Consider the following 10,277-nt stretch of genomic DNA (forward strand, 5'->3'; position numbering starts at 1 on the left):
CCGATCGTGCAGAACACCAGAATCGCCGGGAACAGGATGCGGTAGGGCACCTTCAGCAGCTTGACCCACAGGCCGATCAGCGGCAGGTTCAGCACCACCAGCATCAGGTTGCCGATCCACATCGAGGCGATCAGGCCCCAGAACAGCTCCGGGTGGCTCGTCATGACTTGCGGGCCGGGCTGGATGTTGTGGATGGTCATCGCGCCGACCATCAGCGCCATCACGGCGTTGCCCGGGATACCCAGGGTCAGCAGCGGGATGAACGAGGTCTGGGCCGCAGCGTTGTTCGCCGATTCCGGACCAGCCAGGCCGGCCGGGTGGCCCTTGCCGAAGCGTTCCGGATTCTTCGAGATCTTCTTTTCCAGCGTGTAGGAAGCGAACGACGACAACACGGCGCCACCGCCCGGCAGGATGCCCAGGGCCGAACCCAGGGCCGTGCCGCGCAGCACGGCGGGAGCGGCTTCCTTGAATTCCTGCTTGTTGGGATACAGCGAGCCGATCTTGTCGGTGATGTCGACGCGGTTTTCCTTCTGCTCGAGGTTGGTCATGATTTCGGCGAAGCCGAACACGCCCATGGCCACGATGGCGAAGTCGATGCCGTCCTGCAGTTCGGGGATGCCGAAGTCGAAGCGGGCAACGCCCGAGTTCACGTCGGTGCCGACCATGCCCAGCAGCAGGCCCAGCAGGATCATCGCGATGGCCTTGGGCAGCGAACCCGAAGCCAGCACCACGGCGCCGACCAGGCCCAGGCACATCAGCGAGAAGTACTCGGCGGGGCCGAACTTGAACGCGACTTCAGCCAGCGGAGGCGCGAAGGCGGCCAGCAGCAGCGTGGCCACGCAGCCTGCGAAGAACGAACCCAGCGCAGCGATTGCCAGTGCGGCGCCAGCGCGGCCGTTGCGGGCCATCTGGTGGCCGTCCAGCACGGTCACCACCGCGGATGTCTCCCCCGGCAATGCCACGAGAATTGCCGTGGTGGAACCGCCGTATTGGGCGCCGTAGTAGATGCCTGCCAGCATGATCAGGCCGGCCACCGGGGGCAGCACGTAGGTGATCGGCAGCAGCATTGCGATGGTCGGGACGGGGCCGATGCCCGGCAGCACGCCGATCAGCGTGCCCAGGATGCAGCCCAGCAGTGCATAAAGCAGGTTCTCGGGCGTAAACGCCACCGAGAAGCCCAACATCAGGTTGTCAAACAATTCCATGACCGGGTGCTCCTTAGTTCATGCCCAGAAACGACGGCCACAGCGGGAAAATCAGCCCCAGCCCCTTGACGAACGCCAGATACGAGAACAGCACCAGGAAGATACCGTTGGCGACGGCGACCTTCAGACTGAACTCGTGGCTGGCCAGGCTGCTGACGACAACCAGAACGAATACCGAAATGTAGATGCCCAGCAGCTTGAGGATGAAGCCGTAGAGCACGACCGATCCGACCACCAGGAACACGATGCGCCAGTCGAACTTGTCGACGTGGGTGTCGTGCGCCTTCTTGGACATCGAGCCAAGCAGCACGATGGCGCCCAGCAATGCGAGAACAATGCCTAGCCAGAAAGGAAAATACCCTGGGCCCATTCGGGCGGCAGTACCCATTTGGTAGCTGCTGGCCTGCCAGGCGAATCCCAGTCCAAGGGCGATGAACATCACCCCCGACCAGAAGTCCTGTCGATTGCGTAGCTGCATGATTGGTTGGCTCCTGTTTACAGCATGTAGATAAAAAAGGTCTGTGGCCATCCCGCCGACAGGCGAGTGACAGGCACAAAAAAGGCACTTCGGGGTGCCGTTTGTTCTTATGAAAGGTAAGGCTGGGATTCTTGAAAGGGCGAATGGTAATGGACGCCCGCCACGCTGCAAACCCTGTAAGGTCGGTGAAAGGCTGGGGTTTTCCCTAAAATTCGGGAACTCCCGACCCCGAGTTGTAACGGGCCAGGAAGTTTGAGGGCTTTTTGAAAGCTAAGTGAAAGTTTATAGAAAGAAAGACGAAAGCAGGATCGGCCGGATGCGTGGCCTTTGAATGAGTGCGGGATAAATCCTACTGAATATTGCCGGGTTTCTCACCTTGCGTGAAGAGACCCCCTTCAACCCAGGATGGTTTACGATAGCGCCCATGCTGCAAGATCTAGACCAACTCGCCGCCCGCATTGGGCAACTGGTGCAACGCACCCGCCAACTCCACGCAGAGCGTGACGCGTTGCGCCAACGCCTGAATGACACCGAAGCTGAGCAGCGTGTGCTCAAGCAACGCGCCGCCGAGCGCGAAGCCGAGATCGTCACGCTGCAGAGCAAGCTTCAGGATCATGACGGCGCGGTCACCGCCATGCTCGAGCAAGCCCAGCAGGCTGAAGTCTCGCTGCGTGAACAACTGGCCCGCGAAACCTCCGAGCGCCAGTCGCTCGAATCGCGTTTCTCTGCCCGTGAAAGCGAATTTCAAGGCAGCCTGCAGACCCGCGACACCGAATTACAGCGCTTGCGCGTGGCCGCCGCATCGGCCCGCGAGCGCATTGACGCCGTGCTGGCCCGCCTGCCGGGCGCACCGTCTGGAGAGCAACACTGATGGAACGCGTAGATGTCACCATACTGGGGCGCGACTATTCCCTGGCGTGTTCCGCCGAAGAGAAGCCGACGCTGCTGGCCGCCGTGCGTCATGTGGACCAACTGATGCTGCGCATCCAGGGCACGGGCAAGGTCTCCAGCAACGAACGCATCGCCGTGATGGCCGCTTTGCAGGTCGCTGGCGAACTGCTCGCCATGAAAGCGCCCGATGGTCCCCTGGGCGGTTTGGCGGTCGGCGACTTCAAGCGTAGAATTGAGGACATGAACGCAGTACTCGATGACGCCTTGTCGGGTCAGGAAAAACTGCTCTAACCGTTCATAAAGCAGTATTCAAGTATTTTCAGTTTGTCCCTGCCGTGTCCGTGACTAGGCCATACATTCTCTGAACCTATGTCTTTTGGCATATTGGTTGCGGGAGTGCAGAGCTGGAGTGATCGTCTCCCGTAGACGAACCCGACGCTCTTCGGAACGCGACCACCTTGAACCTCAGGGTTCGAGATGCCGGCCTTGACGGCACAGGCGGGGCATCTATCCCAGCGGGCCTGCCATGAGAGCAGGTCCGCCCCGGGCGCCTCACCACTCCCCCTTCGTCCTCCCTCCTAGGACCAGTCCATGTTCAAACACCCTGTTTTCTCGCTGACCAAACTCGGCGCGGCGTGCGCAACCGTGGCCGCCCTGAGCGCTGCGCCGATCGCGCATGCGCAGACCCAGGCGCCCGCAGCCGCTACCGAAGCGGCCGCCAGCCGTGCGCCGGAGCTGACTCTGCAGGCCAATGCGTCTTCCGAGGTCAAGCAGGACACGGTCCGAATTTCCCTGTCCGCCGAAGTCGAGGCGCCCGACCAGCCCACCGCGGGCAAGAAGCTGAGCGCCGCTCTGGATGACGTGGTCAAGCGCGCGCGTGACGTCAAGGGCGTGGAAGTGCGCACTGGCAGCTACAACGTCTGGCCGAACACTTCCAGCAAAGGCAAGATCGGTTCCTGGCGCGGCCAGGGCGAAGTGATCCTCGAATCCAAGGACTTCGAAGCCGCCGCCGCATTGGCTTCCAAGCTGTCCGACAAGACCGCCATCTCCAACATCGGCTTCCTGCTGTCGCGCGAAGTGCGCGAAGCCGAAGAGCGCAAGCTGCTCAAGGAAGCCGCGCAAGCCTTCAAGGACCGCGCGCTGGCTGCGGCCAACGCCTTCGGTTTCTCGGGCTACCGCCTGTCCAAGCTGGAACTGGGCGGTTCCGGCGGCCCGGTGCCGATGCCGCGCATGATGGGAGCCGCGGCCATGTCCAAGGACGCCTCGGGTGGCTACAGCTCGGACGTGCCGCTGCAATCGGGCAACGTCACGGTCAGCATCGCGGTCAACGGGACGATCGTTTTGCAGTAAGGCTGAACATGATGGCGCCCAGGGCGACCATCGGCACGGACAGCCACTGTCCCATGCTCAAACCGCCCGCGAGCAGGCCCAGGAAATTGTCCGGCTCGCGGGTGAATTCCACCAGGAAGCGGAACGTTCCGTAACCCATCAGGAAGAGCCCGCTCACCTGTCCCAACGGGCGCGGCTTGCTCGAAAACCACCACAGCAGCGCAAACAGCACAATGCCTTCCAGGCCCAGCTCATAGAGCTGCGAGGGGTGGCGCGCCAGGCCGTCGCCGCTGCCCGGAAACACCATGGCCCACGGCACGTCGGTGGGCCGGCCCCAGAGCTCGCCATTGATGAAGTTGCCCAGGCGGCCGAAGCCCAGCCCCAGCGGAATCAGCGGCGCGATGAAATCGCTGACCGCGAAGAACGGCAGCTTCTTCTTGCGTGCGAACAACAGCATCACCACGATCACCCCGATCAGGCCGCCATGGAACGACATGCCGCCCTGCCACAGGTACGCCACTTCCAGCGGATGGGACAGGTAATAGGACGGCTTGTAGAACAGCACATAGCCCAGCCGTCCGCCCACCACCACGCCCAGCACGCTATAGAAGATCAGGTCTTCCAGGTCCTTCACGTTCAGCGATGTGGTGTGGCCACTGGTGATGCGCCGGCGTCCCAGCAGGTACACCAGGGCAAAGCCCACCAGGTACATCAGTCCGTACCAATGGATGGCTAGCGGCCCGATCTGCAGGGCGACGGGATCAAATTGGGGATATTGCAGCATGTTCTGCCCGACACAATGAAGTTGAATGATAATAACCGGCGAGCATTGAAGATTCGCACGCAAGCGAGCCAGCTTCCCCCGGGGCGGTCGTCATGTCCGAGCCCCGGCGGCCGACAGGAGACAGACCATGCCGCACAATGAACGTTCCCGCCACATCACCCACGGTGTCGCGCGCGCACCCAACCGCGCCATGTACTACGCGCTGGGCTATCAGGAAGCCGACTTCGAGAATCCCATGATCGGCGTGGCCAACGGCCATTCGACGATCACGCCATGCAATAGCGGCCTGCAGCGCCTGGCCGACGCCGCCATCGAGGCCATCCGCGCCTCTCGCGCCAATCCCCAGGTGTTTGGCACGCCCACCATTTCGGACGGCATGTCCATGGGCACCGAGGGCATGAAGTATTCATTGGTGTCCCGCGAAGTCATCGCCGACTGCATCGAGACCGCGGCGCAAGGGCAGTGGATGGACGGCGTGGTGGTGATCGGCGGTTGCGACAAGAACATGCCGGGCGGCATGATCGCGCTGGCGCGTACCAATGTGCCCGGCATCTATGTCTATGGCGGCACCATCAAGCCGGGCCACTACAAGGGCAACGACCTCACCATCGTCTCCGTCTTCGAGGCGGTGGGCGAATACACCATGGGCCGCATGCCCGAAGAAGACTTCAAGCAGATAGAGAAATGCGCGATTCCGGGGTCGGGATCCTGTGGCGGCATGTACACCGCCAACACCATGAGCTCCGCGTTCGAAGCCATGGGCATGAGCCTGCCGTACTCCAGTACCATGGCCAACGAGGACGACGAAAAGGTCGCCTCCGCGGCCGAGTCGGCGCGCGTGCTGGTCGAGGCGGTCAGGAAAGGGCTGCGCCCGCGCGACATCATCACGCGCGAGTCCATCGAAAATGCGGTGTCGGTCATCATGGCCACGGGCGGCTCCACCAATGCCGTGCTGCACTTCCTGGCGATTGCGCATGCTGCGGAAGTGCCGTGGACCATCGACGACTTTGAGCGCATCCGCAAGCGCGTGCCGGTGCTGTGCGACCTGAAACCGTCTGGCAAGTATGTCGCCACCGACCTGCATCGCGCCGGCGGCATCCCGCAAGTCATGAAGCTGCTGCTCAATGCGGGCTTGCTGCATGCTGACTGCATCACCATCACCGGCAAGACCATCGCCGAGACCCTGGCGGGTGTGCCCGATGCGCCCAGGGCGGACCAGGACGTCATCATGCCGTTGGACCGCGCGCTGTATCCGCAGGGCCATCTCGCCATCTTGAAAGGCAATCTCTCGCCCGAGGGCTGCGTTGCCAAGATCACCGGCCTGAAGAACCCAGTCATCACGGGCCCGGCGCGCGTCTTCGATTCCGAGGATGACGCCATGGCCGCCATCATGGCGCGTGAGATCCGCGATGGCGATGTGGTGGTCATACGCTACGAAGGACCGAAGGGCGGTCCCGGTATGCGCGAGATGCTCGCGCCTACCTCCGCGCTGGTTGGCCAGGGGCTGGGCGAAACGGTAGGGCTGATCACCGATGGACGCTTTTCCGGCGGCACCTGGGGCATGGTCGTGGGCCATGTCGCGCCGGAAGCATTCGTGGGCGGTCCCATCGCGCTGATCCGCGAGGGCGATTCGGTTACCATCGATGCCCACAAGCTGCTGTTGCAGCTCAATATCAGCGACGAAGAAATGGCGGCTCGTCGCCAGGCCTGGGTGCAGCCCCGGCCACGTTATACACGCGGTGTGCTTGCCAAATTCGGCAAGCTCGCCAGCACCGCGAGCCGTGGGGCCGTTACCGATGCATTTGAAGAGTAGTCTGTTGTTGGCCGCCGCCTGCGTCCTGGGCGTGGGGGCGGCGCAAGCGCAAACCACCGGGTTGGACCTGGCCAAGAACAAGGCCTGTATGGCCTGCCACCAGGTCGAAGCCAAGCGCGTGGGGCCGCCGCTCAAGAGCGTGGCCGAACGCTATGCGGGGCAGGGCGACGCCATGGTCGACTACCTGGCAGGCAAGATCCGCGGCGGCGGCCGCGGCGCCTGGGGTGCCGTGCCCATGCCCGCGCAAACCCAGGTCAGCCCGGACGATGCCCGCGCGCTGGCCGAATGGATCTTGTCGTTGGCGCCACCCAAGCAGTAGTCTAGTTCTCTCGCGCCCCGCGCATGCAAGCCCGGGGGCGCTTGGCCGCAGTCCGCGGCCGTCTATCAGGAAGGAATCGTCATGGCAGAACAACCCTCTCCGGGCAACGAAGTCGCCGTACTCGGCGGTGGCTGCTTCTGGTGCGTCGAAGCGGTGTTCACCGAGCTGCGCGGCGTTAAGAGCGTGCTGCCCGGCTACAGCGGCGGCCATGTGGACAACCCCAGCTACGAACAGGTCTGCGGGAAGAACACCGGGCACATCGAAGTGGCCCGCATCGAGTTCGACCCCGCCGAACTGTCCTACAGCGATTTGCTGCGCGTGTTCTTCGCGACCCACGATCCCACCACCCCTGGGCGCCAGGGCAACGACGTCGGTCCGCAATATGAATCCGCCATCTTCTGGCAGAACGAAACGCAGCGCGAGCAGGCGCAAGCCGTCATCGCCGAGGTCGACGCGCAGAAAGTCTATGACGCGCCCATCGTGACCCGTGTGTTGGCACCGGCCACGTTCTGGCAGGCCGAGGACTACCACAGCAACTACTTCGCCCTGCATCCCGAGCAAGGCTATTGCCAGTTCGTGATCGCACCCAAGGTCACCAAATTCCGCAAACAGTTCCAGGACAGGCTGCAGAAGTAGCAGGCAAAAAAAAACCTCACCAGAGGTGAGGTTTCAAAGCCAGCGCCGATGCTGAGCACCGGGCGCTGGCGGGGGAAGTCTTTATTCGACAGTCTTCACCACGCCGCGGCGCATCTGGTCCAACTCGATCGATTCGAACAGGGCCTTGAAATTGCCTTCGCCAAATCCATCGTTGCCCTTGCGCTGGATGATCTCGAAGAAGATCGGGCCGATCTGGTTTTCCGTGAAGATCTGCAGCAGCAGGCCGCCGCCGGGGGCGCCGTCCAGCAGGATGCGGTTCTTCTGCAGGCGCGCCACGTCCTCGCCATGGTTCGGCAGGCGGCGGTCCAGCAGTTCATAGTAGGTTTCCGGCGTATCCAGGAACACCACGCCGTTCTGGCGCAACGCTTCGATGGTGCCGTAGATGTCTTCCGTGGACATGGCGATGTGCTGGATGCCTTCGCCGCGGTACAGGTCCAGGTATTCCTGGATCTGGCCCTTCTCCTCGGTGCCTTCCTCGTTGATCGGAATGCGGATGTTGCCGCAAGGCGAGGTCATGGCCTTGGACTTCACGCCCGTCACCTTGCCTTCGATGTCGAAGTAACGCACTTCGCGGAAGTTGAAGAGGCGTTCGTAGAACTCCGCCCACTCAGCCATGCGGCCCTTGTGCACGTTGTGCGTCAGGTGGTCCACCAGCGTCAGGCCGGCGCCGCGGTGATGCAGGTCGGCCTGGGCGTTCTGGGGATCCACGGGCACGAAGTCCACGTCATAGATGCTGATGTCACCAATGCCGCCGTGGCCGTCCTTGCCGCTCCAGCGGTCCACCAGATAGATCAGCGAATCGCCGATGCCCTTGATCGCAGGGATATTCAGTTCCATCGGGCCGCTGTGGGAATCGAAACCCCAAGCTCCCAGTTCCAGTGCGCGCTTGTAGGCGGCGTTGGCGTCCTGCACGCGAAAACCGATCGCACAGATCGACGGGCCATGCAGGCGCGCGAAACGCTGGGCGAAGGAATCCGGCTCGGCGTTGATCAGGAAGTTCACGCCGCCTTGGCGGTATAGGGTCACATCCTTATGGCGGTGTTTGGCGATGGCCTTGAAGCCCAGCAGTTCGAACACCTTACGCAGCGCGGCGGGGTCCGGCGCGGCATATTCAATGAACTCGAACCCGGCGGTACCCATCGGGTTGTCCCAGGGTTGGAAAGCGCTGCTCATAAGTCTGCTCCCTTGCATCGTTTTTCAGCACGACTTGTTCTTCAAGTCTAGACGGAGATTGTAGGAAGGAACGACGGGCAGACAATTGCAAACATGTCGCGAAAGCAGGTAGATTGAGCAATAATATTGCCGTATGGAAAACATTAAGGGCTGAAAATGTCTGACATTGAGCTAGATAGGACAGATGTACGGATTCTGGCCGAATTGCAGCGGGACGGGCGTCTGAGCAACCAGGAGCTGGCCGACCGGGTGTCGCTATCGCCCAGTCCCTGCCTGCGAAGGGTGCGGCGCCTGGAAGAGAAGGGTTTCATCAAGAAGTACGTCGCTCTGATCGACGCCGGTAAGGTAGGCTTGGGTCTGCTTGCCTACGTCAACATCCGCTTGAACAAGCACAGCGGATCCAGCCATGCGCCCATGAGCGACTTCGCCCGGGATGTGCAGCTCTGGCCGGAAGTGGTCGAGTGTTACGCCATGTCTGGCGACATGGACTACCTGCTGCGCATACAGGTCGCCGACTTGGCGCATTTCTCCCGCTTTGCCATGGACACGCTGATGCGCCACCCTGCCGTGGTCGACATGCGCTCGTTCTTCGCGCTTCAGCAGATCAAGGAGACGACGGAGCTCAGACTCTAGTCGTCGGGCATGTGGCAAACCAGTGACGCGCGACTCTATATAGGGAGACGGGAAGGGGGATGGCCGGTGCCTTCTAGCTGGCAGAGGTCTTTCCCTGTGGAGTGCTCCCTGTATATATAGAGGCTTCTCCGATGCCGAACGATTCTTGCGGACGTGAGGTGAGGGTGGCTTGAACGCCGTATGGTCCGGCCCTCTATATGTAGGCAGTGGAGCGCATGGTGGCTCGATTACGCTATGCGTCCCCCGAAATCTTCATCTCTTTGAAAAATAGGTGTCACCTTCCTGGCGCAAGCAAAATTCCGTGCTATAGTCTCGCTCCTTCGCGATTCGGGCAGTTTTCGAGACGCGAAGCCAAGCAAGCGCAACAGGTCAGCACGGGTAACCCAGCCGGCCTGCCGCCAGGGGATCAGAAATGAAAGCCCGGTGGTTATTGCAGAGATTGCAGCAAATCAGGCCGAGGCCAGTTGCGCAATTCGCAAAAATCGTGCTATAGTCTTGGGCTTGGCTGGTGATTCAAATAAAGGGTTTACCCTGATATCGCCAGCCACCTGAGCAGTAACCGGCCCCTGGATTTCAGGGCTGCGCCAGAAGCGAAAGCCAAAGGTTGCGGGGTTGCAAGATAGGATGCAAATTAGGCAAGAGCCGGTTGCATAATCTGCAAAAGTCGTGTTATAGTTTCAGGCTTGGCAGTTGCCGAAAACTTAGGGTTAACCCTGATATTTCGATAGCTGCTAAAGAGAGGCAGACCTGAAGAGGTCGCAGGCGGGAAAGCGAAACGAAGGATGTGACGCTGACTTGACAAGCGATAAAAACTTCTTCATAATCTCGTTTCTCTGCTGCAAACAACGCAGCGCCAGCGAAAGCGGCGCAGCGAAGTGGGCAGGCAGTAAGTAGTACCGAATTCAGCAGTACCGCTCTTTAACAATTAAACAACCGATAAGTGTGGGCGCTTGATGCGAGTGCATAGTGACTTCGGTCACAAGCACAATGAAATC

Annotated in this window: 11 protein-coding genes and 1 other RNA gene; 8 read left to right on the forward strand and 4 right to left on the reverse strand. The window is 61.4% G+C overall.

What is annotated here, in order from left to right; genetic code table 11:
• Positions 1-1,205, reverse strand: a 1,205-nt coding sequence (locus VIR09_RS25510) for a tripartite tricarboxylate transporter permease (protein ID WP_332015387.1), incomplete at its 3' end; no start/stop codon positions are given.
• Between the two features lie 13 nt (positions 1,206-1,218).
• Positions 1,219-1,683 (reverse strand): tripartite tricarboxylate transporter TctB family protein, encoded by a 465-nt coding sequence (locus VIR09_RS25515; RefSeq protein ID WP_013391508.1) that lies wholly within the window; start codon positions 1,681-1,683, stop codon positions 1,219-1,221.
• A 424-nt stretch (positions 1,684-2,107) separates the two neighbouring features.
• Here VIR09_RS25515 and VIR09_RS25520 point away from each other — a divergent pair, with 424 nt between their 5' ends.
• The 4 genes from VIR09_RS25520 to VIR09_RS25535 all read left to right on the forward strand — a co-directional run bounded on the left by VIR09_RS25520 (position 2,108) and on the right by VIR09_RS25535 (position 3,924).
• Positions 2,108-2,554 carry a hypothetical protein gene (locus tag VIR09_RS25520; protein WP_332015388.1) on the forward strand — a complete coding sequence of 149 codons (447 nt, stop codon included), beginning with the start codon at positions 2,108-2,110 and terminating at the stop codon, positions 2,552-2,554.
• On the forward strand, positions 2,554-2,865 hold the full coding sequence (locus tag VIR09_RS25525; protein WP_006388757.1) for a cell division protein ZapA: 312 nt from the start codon (positions 2,554-2,556) through the stop codon (positions 2,863-2,865). The genes VIR09_RS25520 and VIR09_RS25525 overlap by 1 nt, the downstream gene beginning before the upstream one ends.
• 33 nt (positions 2,866-2,898) lie before the next feature.
• Positions 2,899-3,083: non-coding RNA, 6S RNA (gene ssrS / locus VIR09_RS25530), on the forward strand.
• Positions 3,084-3,165: 82 nt separating this feature from the next.
• Entirely contained in the window at positions 3,166-3,924 is a 759-nt protein-coding gene (locus VIR09_RS25535) for an SIMPL domain-containing protein (protein ID WP_332015389.1), read from the forward strand.
• Here VIR09_RS25535 and lgt read toward each other — a convergent pair.
• Positions 3,899-4,687 carry a prolipoprotein diacylglyceryl transferase gene (gene lgt / locus VIR09_RS25540; protein WP_013391511.1) on the reverse strand — a complete coding sequence of 263 codons (789 nt, stop codon included), beginning with the start codon at positions 4,685-4,687 and terminating at the stop codon, positions 3,899-3,901. The genes VIR09_RS25535 and lgt overlap by 26 nt on opposite strands.
• 127 nt (positions 4,688-4,814) lie before the next feature.
• Between lgt and ilvD the strand changes: the two genes are divergently transcribed.
• The 3 genes from ilvD to msrA all read left to right on the forward strand — a co-directional run bounded on the left by ilvD (position 4,815) and on the right by msrA (position 7,455).
• Complete coding sequence (gene ilvD, locus VIR09_RS25545; RefSeq protein ID WP_332015390.1) at positions 4,815-6,500, forward strand: dihydroxy-acid dehydratase; 1,686 nt, start codon at positions 4,815-4,817, stop codon at positions 6,498-6,500.
• Positions 6,484-6,819, forward strand: coding sequence for a c-type cytochrome (locus tag VIR09_RS25550; RefSeq protein WP_088138367.1), 336 nt, complete (start codon positions 6,484-6,486; stop codon positions 6,817-6,819). Before ilvD ends, VIR09_RS25550 begins: the two co-directional genes overlap by 17 nt.
• A gap of 81 nt (positions 6,820-6,900) precedes the next feature.
• Positions 6,901-7,455: a peptide-methionine (S)-S-oxide reductase MsrA gene (gene msrA, locus VIR09_RS25555; protein ID WP_332015391.1), complete on the forward strand. Its 555-nt coding sequence runs from the start codon at positions 6,901-6,903 to the stop codon at positions 7,453-7,455.
• An 81-nt stretch (positions 7,456-7,536) separates the two neighbouring features.
• Here the strand turns inward: msrA and hppD are convergent, their stop codons facing one another.
• Positions 7,537-8,649, reverse strand: a complete 1,113-nt coding sequence (gene hppD / locus VIR09_RS25560) for a 4-hydroxyphenylpyruvate dioxygenase (protein WP_332015392.1) — start codon at positions 8,647-8,649, stop codon at positions 7,537-7,539.
• A gap of 156 nt (positions 8,650-8,805) precedes the next feature.
• Between hppD and VIR09_RS25565 the strand changes: the two genes are divergently transcribed.
• Entirely contained in the window at positions 8,806-9,282 is a 477-nt protein-coding gene (locus VIR09_RS25565) for an Lrp/AsnC family transcriptional regulator (RefSeq protein ID WP_332015393.1), read from the forward strand.
• Positions 9,283-10,277: the final 995 nt, after the last annotated feature.

Origin of the sequence: Achromobacter sp. (genome assembly GCF_036567245.1) — a bacterium.
Classification (GTDB): domain Bacteria; phylum Pseudomonadota; class Gammaproteobacteria; order Burkholderiales; family Burkholderiaceae_B; genus Achromobacter.